General features: G+C 66.6%; 10 protein-coding genes. 2 read left to right on the top strand and 8 right to left on the bottom strand.

The genetic code is table 11. From position 1 onward, the window contains the following. Positions 1-2: 2 nt before the first annotated feature. Complete coding sequence (locus tag GRI89_RS11120; RefSeq protein WP_159795288.1) at positions 3-368, bottom strand: energy transducer TonB; 366 nt, start codon at positions 366-368, stop codon at positions 3-5. 133 nt (positions 369-501) lie between these two features. Here GRI89_RS11120 and argJ point away from each other — a divergent pair, with 133 nt between their 5' ends. Together argJ and GRI89_RS11110 are read left to right on the top strand one after the other, a co-directional pair. After that, positions 502-1728: a bifunctional glutamate N-acetyltransferase/amino-acid acetyltransferase ArgJ gene (gene argJ, locus GRI89_RS11115; RefSeq protein ID WP_159795285.1), complete on the top strand. Its 1227-nt coding sequence runs from the start codon at positions 502-504 to the stop codon at positions 1726-1728. Continuing rightward, entirely contained in the window at positions 1725-2531 is an 807-nt protein-coding gene (locus GRI89_RS11110; protein WP_235913262.1) for an inositol monophosphatase family protein, read from the top strand. The genes argJ and GRI89_RS11110 overlap by 4 nt, the downstream gene beginning before the upstream one ends. Before the next feature lie 8 nt (positions 2532-2539). Here GRI89_RS11110 and trxA read toward each other — a convergent pair whose 3' ends face one another. From trxA to GRI89_RS11075, 7 genes are all read right to left on the bottom strand, one after another. Beyond that, positions 2540-2863 carry a thioredoxin gene (gene trxA / locus GRI89_RS11105; protein ID WP_159795282.1) on the bottom strand — a complete coding sequence of 108 codons (324 nt, stop codon included), beginning with the start codon at positions 2861-2863 and terminating at the stop codon, positions 2540-2542. Positions 2864-2939: 76 nt separating this feature from the next. After that, positions 2940-6404, bottom strand: a complete 3465-nt coding sequence (gene addA, locus GRI89_RS11100) for a double-strand break repair helicase AddA (protein WP_159795279.1) — start codon at positions 6402-6404, stop codon at positions 2940-2942. Continuing rightward, complete coding sequence (gene addB / locus GRI89_RS11095; RefSeq protein ID WP_159795276.1) at positions 6401-9358, bottom strand: double-strand break repair protein AddB; 2958 nt, start codon at positions 9356-9358, stop codon at positions 6401-6403. Before addB ends, addA begins: the two co-directional genes overlap by 4 nt. A 119-nt stretch (positions 9359-9477) precedes the next feature. Beyond that, a complete protein-coding gene (locus GRI89_RS11090; RefSeq protein ID WP_159795273.1) occupies positions 9478-10194 on the bottom strand; it encodes a nucleotidyltransferase family protein in 717 nt (238 codons plus the stop codon). Next, the gene (locus GRI89_RS11085) at positions 10191-11168 is read right to left on the bottom strand and encodes an aminoglycoside phosphotransferase family protein (protein ID WP_159795270.1); all 978 of its coding nucleotides are present in this window, start codon (positions 11166-11168) and stop codon (positions 10191-10193) included. The genes GRI89_RS11090 and GRI89_RS11085 overlap by 4 nt, the downstream gene beginning before the upstream one ends. Further along, complete coding sequence (gene tsaE / locus GRI89_RS11080; protein ID WP_328598215.1) at positions 11165-11602, bottom strand: tRNA (adenosine(37)-N6)-threonylcarbamoyltransferase complex ATPase subunit type 1 TsaE; 438 nt, start codon at positions 11600-11602, stop codon at positions 11165-11167. Before tsaE ends, GRI89_RS11085 begins: the two co-directional genes overlap by 4 nt. Continuing rightward, on the bottom strand, positions 11599-13947 hold the full coding sequence (locus tag GRI89_RS11075; protein ID WP_159795264.1) for a PAS domain-containing sensor histidine kinase: 2349 nt from the start codon (positions 13945-13947) through the stop codon (positions 11599-11601). Before GRI89_RS11075 ends, tsaE begins: the two co-directional genes overlap by 4 nt. Between the last annotated feature and the right edge of the window lie 55 nt (positions 13948-14002).

The following is a 14002-nucleotide window of genomic DNA, read 5'->3' as shown; positions in this document are numbered from 1 at the left end:
GGTCAGCCTGCGGGCTGGCCGCCGCGGCTCCCCGGAGTGGCGTAGAAGTATCCGTTGTAATAGCGCGACACATCCTGGAACAGCGTCCCCTGTTCACGATTGAAGCGGGCGGTCTTGCGAAGCTGCTTGCAGACCGACTTGTCGAACAGTTCGTCGCCGCTGGTGCGCATCACCCGGCAGACGTTGGCGCGACCCCGCTCGTCGATTTCGAGTTGGTAAGTAACTGTTCGCCTTTCTTGGCCGGGGCCGAATTGCAGCTGACTGTTGTCGATCTGGAGCGTGCCCTCCTTGGGCATCGGGGTCGTCGCCTCGACTGCGGCGACAGGTGCCGGTGCCATTGCCAGCAGCAGGATGAGGCGAAATCTCATTATAAATTCCAGTTCTTCAGATATTTGCCTGAAGAAAACATAGTGCGAGAGGCCGCGCGGTCGCAAGGCCGATCCGTGTCCTGTTGTTCACATGCTTGACCGGCGCAACGGTCACGCTAGGCCGACTGCCACCATGGACCTCGATCGCTCACCCCTCGCCCAGCCCTTCCCGGCCATTCCGCCGATTGCCGGCGTGACGCCGCGCATCGCGCGCGCCGGATACAAGAACTGGGGGCGCTGCGATCTGACCTTTGTCGAGGTTGCTCCGGGCACGACCGTTGCCGGGGTCTTCACCCGGAACGTGTGCTGTTCGAGCGAGGTCGAACTGGGCCGCGAGCAGGTCCGGCTCGGCAAGGCGCGGGCGCTGGTGGTCAACGCCGGCAATTCCAACGCCTTCACCGGCTATCGCGGGCGCGACGCGGTGGAGACGATCATGGCGCAAGTCGCCCGCCATCTCGACTGCGAACCGAGCGAGGTGTTCGTCTCCTCGACCGGGGTGATCGGCGTGCCGTTGCCCAAGGACAAGGCCCAGGCCGGGGTGGAAGCGGCGCTGAACGCACCGGAGTGCTCGTGGGAAGAAGCGGCGGCAACCATCGGAACCACCGACACTTTCAACAAGGGCGCACTCGCCACGGCGGTTGTCGGCGGCACGACCGTGACCATCGGCGGAATCATCAAGGGCAGCGGCATGATCGCGCCCGACATGGCGACGATGCTCGGCTACATCTTCACCGACGCGGCGGTCGATCCGGGCTTCCTGCAGGAGTGCCTTTCGGACGCCAATCACGACACCTTCAGCTGCATCACCGTCGACGGCGACACTTCGACCAGCGACACCGTGCTGGCCTTCGCCACCGGCAAGGCCGGCAACGCCCCCCTCGCCTCGTTCGACGACGCCGGGGCCGACGCCTTCGCCGCAGCGATTGCCGACGTCTGCCGCCAGCTCGCCCACCTTGTGGTGCGCGACGGCGAAGGGGCGCAGAAGTTCATCGAGATCGCCGTCACCGGCGCGACGAGCGACGCCAGCGCGCGCCGCGTCGGCCTCGCCATCGCCAACTCGCCGCTGGTCAAGACCGCCATCGCCGGCGAGGATGCCAACTGGGGCCGCGTCGTCATGGCTGTCGGCAAGGCCGGTGAGCCCGCAGACCGCGACACACTGTCGATCGGCTTCGGCGGCACCTGGTGCGCGAAGGAAGGCCTGCCGCTGGCCGACTATGATGAAGCGCCGGTCGCCGCCCACCTCAAGGGCCGCGAGATTTCCATCGAGGTCGATCTCGGCCTCGGCGAAGGCCGCGCCACGGTGTGGACCTGCGACCTGACGCACGGGTACATTTCGATCAACGCGGACTACCGCTCATGACCGACATCATGGCCTTCCACCGCGCCGTGGAGGACCTGCTGCGCGACGTCACCGAAAAGGCGATCCTGCCCTATTACCAGCAACTCGCCGCCCACCAGGTCGAGGACAAGGGCGGCAACGATCCCGTCACTGTGGCCGACAAGCTGTCGGAAGAGATGCTTATCGACGGGCTCGCGAAGATCATTCCCGGCCTGCCCGTCGTCGGCGAGGAAGGTTCGCACGCCGATCCATCGATCATGGACCACCTCGCCGGGGACTGCTGGATCGTCGACCCGATCGATGGCACACGCAATTTCGCCCACGGCAAGCCGCCGTTCGGCATCCTCCTGGCGATGGCTTCGGGCGGGGAGACGCACACCGGGTGGATCTACGATTGCCTGTCGCAGCGCCTCTGCATCGCGCACAAGGGCAAGGGCGCCTTCGTGAACGGCGAGAAGATCACCGCCCGGGAAACCGGCGAAGAGCAGCCGGTGGCGGCCATCTCGCTGATCTTCATGGACCAGGGCAGGCGCGAGGCCGTGCGCCAGCACATACTCCCGCATTACCGACTGGTCGACGTCCCCTATTGCGCGGCCGAGCAGTACCCGCGGCTGGTGCTGGGCACCAACGACGTCTCGCTGTTCGAGCGCACCATGGCGTGGGACCACGCCGCCGGCGCGCTGTTCGTCAACGAGGCCGGCGGCAAGGTCGCGCGGCCCGACGGATCGCCGTACCGTGTTGACCAATGGGCACTGCCGGGCCTGATCGGCGCGGCTTCGCCTACGCTATTCGATGCGATGGCGGAGCAACTCGCCGGCTTGTGAGGCCGGGGTCAGCCCAGTTCGCTCTCCAGCCAGCCCTTGAGCTGGCTCTTGGGCGCGGCGCCGAGCTTCTTGGCGACCGGCTGGCCGCCCTTGAACAGCACCATCAGCGGGATCGACTGCACGCCGATCTGGCCCGGGATTTCCGGGTTCTCCATGATGTCCATCTTGGCGATGGTCACCTTGCCGTCGAGTTCATCGGCAATCTCTTCGAGCGCCGGAGCGATCATCTTGCACGGCCCGCACCACTCGGCCCAGAAATCGACGAGAACCGGGGTCTCGGAATCGAGCACGTCGGTCTGGAAGCTGGCATCGGTGACGTTCTTGGTCGGCATTTTGGGGACTCCTTGAGATTGCCGTCAATCTAGGTCGCACCCGGGCAGTTGCAACGGGTGCTGCCCGATAGCTTTGCTAGGCGGGGGATAACGCCGCCTTGTGTTCCGCGAGCAATTCGGGCGGTATCGGGACCAGCCGCGGGGTTTGGGTGTAGAGCACCGCCGCCTCGATCCGCCGCCCCGGGTAGATCGCCGCCAAGGCCGCAACATAGGCCGCCATCTGCTTCAGTGTCGTGAGGGGGACATCGGACAGACCGGCAGGCGGACGCCGCGCGGTCTTGAAATCGACCACCAGCACGCGATCCTTCTCGACCAGCAGGCGGTCGGCGGTACCTGCCACGACCTGCCCCTCGACCGTGGCGGCAAGTGGAACCTCGGCCAGTGCACCGGGCCCGAAGATTTCCGCCCAGCCCGGTTCTTCCAGCACCGCCAGCGCCTGGACGAGGATCACGTCGCGTTCCGCCGCCTCGACGTCGGGCGCCTGCCGGGCGAGCCAGTCCCGCGCGCCGTTCTCCCGCAGCAGCGGCGGAACTTCGGGCAGGCGTTCGAGCAGGCGGTGGATCAGCACCCCCCGCCGCGCGGCAAAGCTGTCCGAACCGGGCGGAAGCGGCGGGTTGGCGTCGTCGTCCTGACCCACGGCGCTCGGCGCCAATGGGCGCGGAGGGCGCGGTTCAGGGCCGACCGGGGTGGTCGCCCAGCCGGGGAGCGCCGGACGCCCGGGTTTTTCTCCATCGGTCGCCTTGGGCAGGACGGGCGCGCGTTCGCCGTGCTCAAGCCGCCAGCCCCACACCGGGTCTTCGATTGGAGTGGCATCGACCAGCGGCAAGAGTCGGGCGTACCACGAATCTTCCGCAGGCTCGTCTTCCCTTGCGCCGAGCGCCCCACCGACAAACAGCGCCTCTTCGGCACGGGTCATGGCGACATAGAGCAGCCGCCAGTGCTCCTGCCGCTCGGCCAGCGCCGCTTCGGCCTCGGCATCGGCGACGCGGCCTACTCTCTCGTCTTTGCCGAGCGTAGGAATCGGCAATTTGCGCCCCTCCCCGCCCGGCACGTCCTCGGTCAATTCCAGCCCACGGACCGGCGACTTGTCGGGATTGCCCGTCGCGTCGGCAAGGATGACGATTGGCGCCTGCAGGCCCTTGGAACCGTGCACGGTCATCACCCGCACAAGGCCCTCGTTCGCCCCCGCTTCGCGCTTCAATTCGCCATCCCCAGCGTCGAACCAACGGATGAACCCCTGCAGGCTCGGCGTGTAGCTGCCGGCATAGTTCAGCGCCGCGTTGAGCAGTTCGTCGATAGGGTCGTTGGCTTCCCGCCCGAGCCGCGCGACGAGGTTGCGCCTTCCCTGCCACGGCCCGACCAGCATCCAGTGCAGCAATGCCTGCGGCGGTTCGAAATCAGCCCGACGCAGCAGGTCGCGAAGCATTTCGGCGACGCGCATCGCTTCGGGTTGGCGCGATTTGCGCAAGTGATCCCACAGCGCCGTCTTGTCGGGCCGATAACCGAATTCGAGCAACTGTTCCTGCGTCCACCCGATCAGGGGGCTGACCAGCAATCCGGCAAGGCTCAGGTCGTCGAGCGGCTGCGCGGCAAAGCGCAGTGCGGCCATCAGGTCCTTGACCGCCAGAGGCGCGCCGAGGCGCAAGCGGTCGACACCCGCCACCCGTACACCCGCCGCCTGGAGCCGCGCCACGATCAGCCCGGCGAGTTCTCGCCGCTTGCGCACCAGCACCATGATGTCGCCCGGCCCGGCATTGCGCTTCTCGCCCTTGACCAGCGCAATCGGTTCGGTGGTCAGCCAGCGCTTGACCTGATCGGCGATCCTGTCGGCCATGCGCCGTTCGGAACTTGGCAGCCAGGTGTCGGGCGCCTCGTTGTCGGCCTCCTCATCGAGATCGTCGTCTTCCTTTTTCTTCTCGACTGGCTTCCACAGTGCGACGAGCCCGGGGCGCTGGTCGCCCACGTGGGGTTCGGGCGGATTGGCGAGCCCGAACGCTGCCGGACCAATCTCGTCGATCGCCTTGTCGACAAAATCGAGCACCGCCTGCGCCGTGCGGAAAGAGCGCCCGAGGCCGTAGTTGCGCAACTCCCGCGCGTCGGGGTCATTCGCCGCAAGTTCGGCCATGACCTTGTCGTAGCGGCGGCGTGCGGCCTCGAAGTTCTCCGGGCTGGTGCCCTGGAAGCGGAAGATCGCCTGCTTGTAGTCGCCGACCACGAAGATCGTCCGCAGCTTGCCGTCGGCCTGGCCCTGCCCGGCGAAGTAGTCGCCGGTCAGCGCGTCGATGATCGACCACTGCGCCTCGTTGGTGTCCTGCGCCTCGTCGATCAGGATGTGATCGAACTGGCGGTCGAGCTTGTAGCGGATCCAGTCCGACAGCGCCGAATTACCGAGCAAGTCGGCGGCGCGGCGGATCTGGTCGTCGAAGTCGATCAGCCCCTCGCGCAGCTTGGCCTCGTCCCACGCCAGAGCAAAGCGGCGGCCGATGGTCAGCGCGGGGACGAGAATCCTGACCAGTTCGAGCAAGGCCCGGCAATCGAGCACCTTCTGGAGGCTGGCGCTGACTCGATCCAGGTCGCCCTCGTAGGCCGGTTCACGCTTGAGGATGTTGTTGAGCTGCTTGCCCTTGCGATCCGGCGTGGCGAAATCGCTCTTGTTGAAGAGGGTGCCCTTGAAGATCTCGATGGCGGCGACACGGCCTGCCGGATCGAGCGCAAGCCACGCGTCGGCCGCATCGGCTCCCTCGCGACCGGTGGTGGAGTTCCAGGTGGCAAGAGTGTCGCGGCAGGCCTTGAGCGACCCGACGTCGAACACATCGTCGGCGCACAGCGCTTCGAGCAAGTGCTCACCAGCATCGCTCGGCAGCCCGAGCAGGCCGCGCACGCGCTCGTGCAGGGGCTCCTGCCAGCTGCCCGGACCAATCCACGCCTCGCGTGCATTGGCGCAACGCATCAGCCAGCCGCGCGCACCGTCCGGTCCCATCCGCACCGACATCTCGGACAAGGCGTCGAGCATCTCGCTGTCGCCCTGCTCCTCCCACGTCACGAGGAGATCGGCGAGGACCTGGTGGGCGAGCAAATCCTTGTCGCGGTCCTCCATTGGCTTGGTGCCGGGAATCAGGCCCGCCTCTTCGGGAAAGGCGCCGAGCAGCCACTGCGAGAAAGCGTGGATCGTATCGATGCGCAGGCCGCCGCCCGGGCAATCGAGGACTTCGGCAAAGAGCGAGCGGGCAAGGCTCAGCTCCTCCTTCGTGCCGCGCGCGCCGATGGCGTGAAGATCGCCTGCGAGCAGCGTCTCATCCATGCGCACCCAGCTTGCGAGAACTTCATTGACGCGGGTCGCCATCTCGGCGGCACCGGCCTTGGTGAAGGTCAGGCACAGGATCTGCGACGGACTGACGCCCGGCGTCAGCAGGAGACGCAGCACGCGCGCCGAGAGGACCTGCGTCTTGCCGGTCCCGGCGCTGGCCGAAAGCCAGACGCTGTCGCGCGGATCGACCGCCAGTGCCTGCTCGCCCTTGAGCGGATAGACCTTGCCGCTCATGTCTCGTCCTCGCGCCTGAGCCACTCGTCGAGCCGCATGAGCTGGTCGTAGGTGTCGTAGCCCGGCGCGTCAGGGTTGAGCCGGGCGGTGAACGGCGCGTCACCGAGGATCCATTTGTCGAGCGCCTCGTCGAGATAGCGCTGCGCTTCGGGCAGGAAATCCTCCAGCGCGATGCCGCTGCGCTTGCTTCCGGTCAGGATCGGCGTGGCGATGTAACCGAAACCGGAGTCGCTCTTCTTCGACTTGGCGAGCGACCAGTATTCGAACGCCTCGGGGGTGCCCGAGAGACCCTTGAATCCCCCGCGCTCTGCCATCAGGCCGGTGGTTCCGAGCTGCAGCGCATAGCCTTGCTCGACCTGCTCTCCGCTCGGGGGCTGGCCGGTCTTGTAATCGACAATCGCCAACGTGCCGTCGGCGTAACGGTCGATCCGGTCCGCCTTGCCGAATATCTCGACGCCGCGGACCATCATCGAGCCCCATTCCTCGAACAGCGCCGGGGTCCGGTCCGGATTCGCGGCGATCTGCGCCTCAACCCATTCGAGCGCCTTCATCAGCCGTGGCCGCCAGAGCGCGCGCATCAGGGGGTGGTGATTCATCTGCGTGAGCACTTCGTCGGCGACTTCGGCCATCGGCCGCCCGGTCTTGTGCCACTTCTCCAGAACCTCGTGCGCCGCCGTCCCCTTCCACGCGGGGGTCGGCTCCGCATCGAGCAGGTCGAGCTGCTTGAGCCGCAGGATCGCCGAAGCGTAGAACTGGTAGGGGTCGGAACGCAGGCGGTCGAGCGCGGTGACGCTGACGCGCACCTTGCGCTGTTCGGGGCTCGGAACAGGCTTTGGTTGCGGATATTGAAGCGCTTGATCAGCATCGTCGAGCGCACGCGCAAGCGCCAGCAGCGCCTCGTCGCTCGCCTCGCCGGCCATCCTCTGGCCGAGCAGCGCCTTCACGCGCAGCAGGAAGCGGCTCGGGATCGTTGGCCCCTGCACGTCGCGCGCCGAGCGGCTCAGCACCACCTCGGGCGCACCGAGCATCCCGGCAAGGTCGTGCGCAGAAAGCCCGATGCGAAAGTCCGGTCCCGGCACTCCCAGAACCCTCAGCAGCGCCGAGGGCAGCAACGGATCGAGCGTCGGCGTAGCGGGCCAGGTCCCTTCGTTGAGCCCCGCGCAGATCACAAGGTCGGCCCGGGTCATGCGCGCTTCCAGCAAGCCGTAGATTGCGACACGTGGGTGGCTGCCGTAGGGTGGTCGCACGGCGACGCCTTCGAGCAGGTCGCGCAGCGCAAACGGCAATTCGGCGGGCGCCAGCGCAAAGCCCGCCTCGCCCGCATGCAACCGCAGGTCCTCGACCAGCGCCGACAGCGCCCGCCCGTCCTCGCGCGCCCAAAGGTTCTCACCGGCCAGCGCTTCGCCTGCGGCCACCAGCCTGTCGAGCAGGTCGGAGAGAGGTGCCTCAGCCTCATCCATCAGCGGAGCGAGGATCGATTCCACCTCGCTCCACCAGTCCTCGACTTTTGCCTCTGCCGACAACTCGCGCAGCGCTTCCAACTCCGGCGCAGGGCGTGGGCCGCGCAGTTGCAGTTCAAATGCGCGGACTTCGTCGAGCCACGTCCCGCGATCATCGCCGAGCCGCACCAGCGGATGCTCGAGCAGCGCCATAAGCGGCACGGGAGCGGCCTGTTCGGCGGCGACTTCAGCGAGGATCAGGAACAGCCGTCCCGCAGGTGTCTGCGACAGCGGGCGGCCTGCGGAATCGTCAGCTTCAATGTTCCAGCGCCGCAGGTGATGCACCACGCGCCGCGCGAGGCCGCGGTCCGGGGTAACGACCGCTACGCGCTTCTCCGGCTCCTCGACGGCCTGCCGCACGAGCAGCGCAATGGCCTGCGCCTCCTCCTCGGGATTGGCCGTCTCGACGATCCGCACGCCTGCCAGCCGTCGCTTGTCAGACGGCAGATCAACCCAGCCCTTGGATGCCTGGGGCGGCAGGAACAGGTTGGAGATTGCATGGCTGCGCTCGGGCGGACCCTTGCCCTGCCCGGCGCGGTGCCACGGCTGCACCTCGGTGCGGTTCACTCCCATGCGGTTGAGCAACAACTTGAGGTGGTATTGCGGGTGCGTGACGGCATCGCCCTTGGCCAGTGGCGGATCGGCGTCAGGCGCACCCGCATGGCCGAGCTCGTCCCACACCTCCGCGCTCATCGACAGGTCCAGGTCGGGCAGGATCACCGCCCCACCCGGCAATTCCGATACCACGCGCAGTAAATCGGCAAGCGCTGGAGCGGCGCTGGTCACACCCGCCGCCACTACCGACGTCTTCGGAGGATCCGACCGCCAGCGCTCGACTGCAAGCGCGAACAACCTGTTGCGCCGGGTGGCCGCGTCAACTTCACTTCGCTCTGCCAGCTCCGCCCGCCACCGGGCGTGGACTCGCGCGAAAAGCCGGGTGTTTTCCTTCCAGTGATCGGCCTGATCGGCAAGGACCTGCAGCACCGGCTCCTGCCACAACGCCTCGGGATCGATATCCTCGATTAGCAGTCGGTCGATCGCTGTGGCAACCTGCTTGGCCAGCCGCAGCCTGGCCGCGCCGGGTAGCGGCCGGTCGTCGCTGCCGCGAAATTCCTCGCCCGCCAGTTGCGCCAGCCGGAACAGACGCCGCGTCGGGTCGGCCGCCGGTGGGATCGCTGCACCTGCGCCGAGCGGGTCGAGCAGTGCGCCGAGCGTTTCGTCGAGATCGAGGTCGCCGACGGTCGCCATGCGCGGCATCAACAGGCCGGCACCGGACAGGCGGATGAAAGCCTCCGACACTGTCCGAACAGCGCGGCTGCTCGGAAGCAGCAAGGTTAGGCGGGCAAGGCCGACTTCAGGTTCGGAGTAGCGGGGAATCAGCCCGGCGACGAGCGCATCGGCGAAGCCGCGGTGCGCGGCGATGGAGTAGACTTGTGGCCCGGAGCGATCAGCCATGGCCTTGTCTTAACTCGTCTTTGCGAGCGGAGCGAAGCAATCCAGATCGGTTGTACACATCACACTGGATTGCCGCGTCGCTTTCGGTTCCTCGCAATGACGAAAGATTCGGTCGGCAATCAGCCATCCCGGAGTGCGGCTTCGGTCGGGGCGATTGCCGCTGGAGTGCCGACTTCGAACCACTCCCCGGTGAATGCGATGCCGTAGAGCCGCTCTTCCTCGATGGCGCGCGACCACAGGAGGTTTGTCGAGAACGGCCCTTGCGGCGCGTCGCGCATCAGGCGGTGGCTGACGAGTTGGATGCCCGAATAGATGAACGGGGCGATGCGGCCCGAGCGGCGCCGGGTCAGCCGCCCGTCGCCGGTCATGTGGAAGTCGCCCTTGCCGCGGAAATTGTGCGCCCCGCGATGCGGTACGAGCAGCAGCAGCGCATCCATCTTCTCCGGATCCCATGTCCGCGACAGGTCGTGGAAGGCGTCTTGTGGCCCTTCGAGCCAGATGTTGTCGCTGTTGATGGCGAAGAACGGGTCGGGCAGCAACGGCAGCGCCTTGGTCATCCCCCCGCCGGTTTCAAGCAGGAGTTCGCGCTCGTCCGAAACGGTGACCTGCGGCGCCGTGCGCGCCACGACGTGCGCCTCGAGCGCATCGGCGAGGTAGTGGACGTTGACCACCGCCTTGGCCACGCCGGCATCGGCGAGACGGTCGAGCGCGTGATCGATAAGAGCCTTCCCGGCGACCCGTACGAGCGGCTTGGGCTGGCTGGCGGTAAGCGGACGCATCCGCTTGCCCAGCCCGGCGGCAAGGACCATCGCGGTATCGGATGCCAGCTCTGTCATGACAGGTCGCCGCCGCCGCTAGCGCGGATATGTTGCGGAATGTTGGCGTCGAACCATCCTGCCACCGGCGCGAGCGCAGGATGCGCAAGGTCGCGCTCCAATGCATTCCACACACGCGGAATCATCGCAGTGTAGTGCTTCTTGCAGTCGCGCTTCCACAAGCGGACGAAGATGCCGACGATCTTGGCATTCCGCTGTGCGCCAAGGCGGGCATAGTCGGCGAGGAAATCCGGACCGGCATCGACCTGCGACAGGTAATGGTCGAGCATTGCCCGTTCGAGATCGGGCGAAACATCGCGCCGCGCGTCCTGCAGCAGGCTGACGAGGTCGTAGGCCGGGTGGCCGACCAGCGCGTCCTGGAAATCGATCAAACCCTGCTCGCCGCCATCGAGCAGCATGATGTTCTCGGCGTGATAGTCACGCAGCACAGTGACGCCCGGCTGTTGGCGCGGAAGCATCGGGGCGAGTACCTCGTCCCAGGCCGCAACATAAGCGGCAGCGTCGACGTCCAGCCCTGCCGCCGGGGCATACCATTCGGTCAGCAAAGCCGCTTCGCGCTGGTACACAGCCATATCGTAAGGCGCGAACGGGCCGGGTGGCGAGTTGTGCAGGCTCACAAGAGCATCAATCGCCCGGCGATAGGTTTCGGTCTCCGCACCGGGATTATCGTCGAGCCAGTCGCGCATACGGTCGGCGCCGAAATCCTCGATGAGCACCAGCCCGCGGCCGCGATCCTCGGCGTGGATTTCCGGTGCGCGATGTCCGTGGTGCGAAAGCCATGCGCCGACGTCAAGGAAGGGGCCCGGGTCCTCGTGTGGCGGCGGGGCATCCATCAGCATAGCGCTGCGATCAGCATCGCGGATACGAAAATAGCGCCGGAAGCTGGCGTCGCCGGCCAGCGGCTCGACGGCGCTGCCGCCCCAACCGGCGCGATCAAGGAATTCGTCCAGCCCTGCGGGCAACTCTCCACTCATGGAAGGCGCCCTAGCCAATCCTCGCCGCCTTTCACAATCGCCTTGCGACCGCTTTCAGCAAATTCCAGCGTGACCGACAGGCAAGCGGCTTCGTGCGCGAAGCCTCCGGCTCTGTCGGGCCATTCTGCGAGCAGCGCGGCGCCCTCGCGATAGTCGTCGAGCCCGAGTTCTCCGGCCTCCCGAGGCGATTCGAGGCGGTAGAAGTCGGCATGGACCAGCGGCGGATCGAGCCCGTCGTAAGTTTCGACGATGGTGAAGGTCGGTGACGGAACCTCGCCCTTATGGCCGAGCGCGGCAATGATTGCGCGCGCCAGCGTCGTCTTGCCGGTACCGAGGTTGCCGGTCAGCGCAACGATGTCGCCAAGCCTAAGCCGCGCAGCGATGCGCACGCCGAACGCCTCCATCGAGGCCAGGTCCGGCAGGTCGACGGTCACGGCAAGAGGATCGTGGCGGTGGTTCCCACACCCTGCTCGCTCTGCAGTTCGAGCTTGCCGCCGTGCGCCTCGATCAGCTGGCGGGCCAGCGGCAGGCCGAGCCCGCCGCGCCGCGCCCCGGGCATGCCGCCAGTGCCGATGCGATATCCTTCAAGGGCGCGCGCCAGTTCACTCGGTTTCATGCCGGGGCCGTTGTCGGAAATGACGATCCGCACGCCCTGTTTCATCCGCGACAGCGCAACCACAATTCGCCCCCCTTCTGGCATCGCGGCAATCGCATTGTCGAGGATGTTGCCCAATGCGCGGCCGAGCTGACGCTTGTCGACTACCACCGTCCCAATGCCCTTGTTGCCGCGCAAGTTGAGCGTGAGGTCGTTATCCTCGATCACATCCTCACGCTCACGTACGACGGAAGTGACGAAGGCTAGCAGGTCGACCTCTTCCGTGGCGATCGGAAGAAGCCCTACCTCGCTCTGGGTAAGATCGAGCACCGTTTCGATCTGTTGCGACAGGCGCTCAACAGAGGCGATAATCGCCGCGATGTATTCCTGGCCCTTCGAAGTCAGCTTGCCGGCGACCCCACCCTGCAGCAACTCGGCAAAGCCACCTATCGAGGTCAAAGGCGTGCGGAATTCATAACTCATGTTGGCAAGGAACCGGGTCTTAACTGCATCGGCCTCTTCCAACGCGCTAGCGCGCTCGCGAAGGACGTCTTCAGCTTTTTTCGAATCTGTCACGTCAAGCACTGTCAGCAACCCGTTGCCATCGGGCAGCGGGACGCCGGCGAATTCGAGGGTGCGGCCGTCGGTGAGGGTCACCTGCCCGCCGCGCTGCTGACGGTCGAGCGTGGCCGAGCGAACTACATCGCCAATTGCCTTCCATTGCCCGGGTCGAGCAAGTTGCCGGCTGATCTTTTCTAGCACCTTATCGATCCGGGGGTGTTCGTCGAGGAAATGTTCGGGCAGACCCCAAATATCCCCGAAGCGGCGGTTCCACAGCTGCATCCGTCCGTCGGGCGCAAAAACCGCGAGCGATTCGAAAAGGCTGTCGAAAGTCGCGGCGCGGGTCCGCAGCAGGGTGTCGCGCATCGCCGAGAGGGCGAGCGGTTCGGAGCGGTCCTCGGCAATTATCACAAGCCCGCCGTCGGGCATCGGCTGGGCCACGACGCGCAGGTGCGTGCCGTCGCTCAAAGTCCAGGCCTCGTCGTGCGAGGCATCGGAGGCGAACCAGTCGACCAGCTCGCGCCGCCACGCCGGGAAATCGCGCACTTCGGGCACCCGCCCGGCATCGCGCGCGATGTCGAGGAAGCGCTCGAACGAAGGCGGATCGACCGCCGAATTGGCCGGAAGCGAGAACTGCCGCTGGAACGGCTGGTTAGAAAACGACAGACGCTGCTCGGAATCGAACTGGGCGACGCCGATCGAAAGCTGATCGAGCATCTGCCGCTGCGCCTCGCGGAAGGCGCGGAAGGCGCGCGACTGCTCCTCCATCTCCTCGATGTCGATGGCGTAACCGGCGACACCCTCCTGGCCGAGCGGCAGATCGCTGACCCGCACGGTGCGGCGCTGGCTGCCCACTGTCGCCTGCACGATGCGCTCGATCGGCAGGTCCTTGTCGCGGGCCTGTGCGGCGATCTGCGCCGCGGTGAGGCCGTCGACCCGCTCGATCAGCTCGACCTGCTTCTCGACGACCGCGTCGGCGTTGTCCGCCCCGACCGCCTTGACGTAGGCGCTGTTGACCAGCCGTAGCTTCATGTCGGGACCGCGGAACCACATCGGCATCGGGGCGGCCTCGATCAGCCCGACCAGCGCGGCGAAGTCGTCGCGCGCGTGCTGCGTCTCCTCGCGCAGCCGGGTCAGTTCGACGTGGCTTTCGGAGAAGTCGAAGAACCAGACCAACGCCGCGCCCGGCGGGGCGACGACCGGATCGGCGACCTGCCCGCGCAGCGCCAGGCTGCGCTCCGAACCGCGCGGAGTTACGACCATCCGAAACGGCGCAGCCGTCTTCTGCGTGCGCCGAACCGCCTCGGTGAGTTCGCCCATCTCGAATTCGCCCAGCCCACTTTCGCCGGTCGCCTCGGACAGTTCGCTGAGATAGCCGGGAAGGCTGTCGAGCCCGAGCCAGCTTGCGAGCTTGTCGGGACCTTCGATCTTCATATCCGCCCGCACCAGCAACGGTACGGCGGGCGAATCTTCCATCATTCGCGCGAGGCGCCGGGCGTTCGATCGTGAGGCACGCGCCTGGCGCGCCGTCTTGCTGGCGCCCAGCGCCAACCAGCCGGCGCCAAACGTCCACGCGGCCAGCATAAGGCCGAGCAGTACCAGTGCGGTTGGCGTGAGCTCCATCACTTACAGCTATGAGCCGCGCGCCACTGATGCAACAGACCGTAAGGGCTATCCC

This window comes from Croceibacterium salegens (genome assembly GCF_009827435.1).
GTDB lineage: Bacteria > Pseudomonadota > Alphaproteobacteria > Sphingomonadales > Sphingomonadaceae > Croceibacterium_B > Croceibacterium_B salegens.
This window is presented reverse-complemented; position numbering and strand designations above follow the sequence as displayed.

Bases quoted from the DNA above. Each gene is read 5' to 3' on its own strand.
- GRI89_RS11120 (WP_159795288.1), bottom strand. From the start codon at position 368: ATGAGATTTCGCCTCATCCTGCTGCTGGCAATGGCACCGGCACCTGTC.
- argJ (WP_159795285.1), top strand. From the start codon at position 502: ATGGACCTCGATCGCTCACCCCTCGCCCAGCCCTTCCCGGCCATTCCG.
- GRI89_RS11110 (WP_235913262.1), top strand. From the start codon at position 1,725: ATGACCGACATCATGGCCTTCCACCGCGCCGTGGAGGACCTGCTGCGC.
- trxA (WP_159795282.1), bottom strand. From the start codon at position 2,863: ATGCCGACCAAGAACGTCACCGATGCCAGCTTCCAGACCGACGTGCTC.
- addA (WP_159795279.1), bottom strand. From the start codon at position 6,404: ATGAGCGGCAAGGTCTATCCGCTCAAGGGCGAGCAGGCACTGGCGGTC.
- addB (WP_159795276.1), bottom strand. From the start codon at position 9,358: ATGGCTGATCGCTCCGGGCCACAAGTCTACTCCATCGCCGCGCACCGC.
- GRI89_RS11090 (WP_159795273.1), bottom strand. From the start codon at position 10,194: ATGACAGAGCTGGCATCCGATACCGCGATGGTCCTTGCCGCCGGGCTG.
- GRI89_RS11085 (WP_159795270.1), bottom strand. From the start codon at position 11,168: ATGAGTGGAGAGTTGCCCGCAGGGCTGGACGAATTCCTTGATCGCGCC.
- GRI89_RS11075 (WP_159795264.1), bottom strand. From the start codon at position 13,947: ATGGAGCTCACGCCAACCGCACTGGTACTGCTCGGCCTTATGCTGGCC.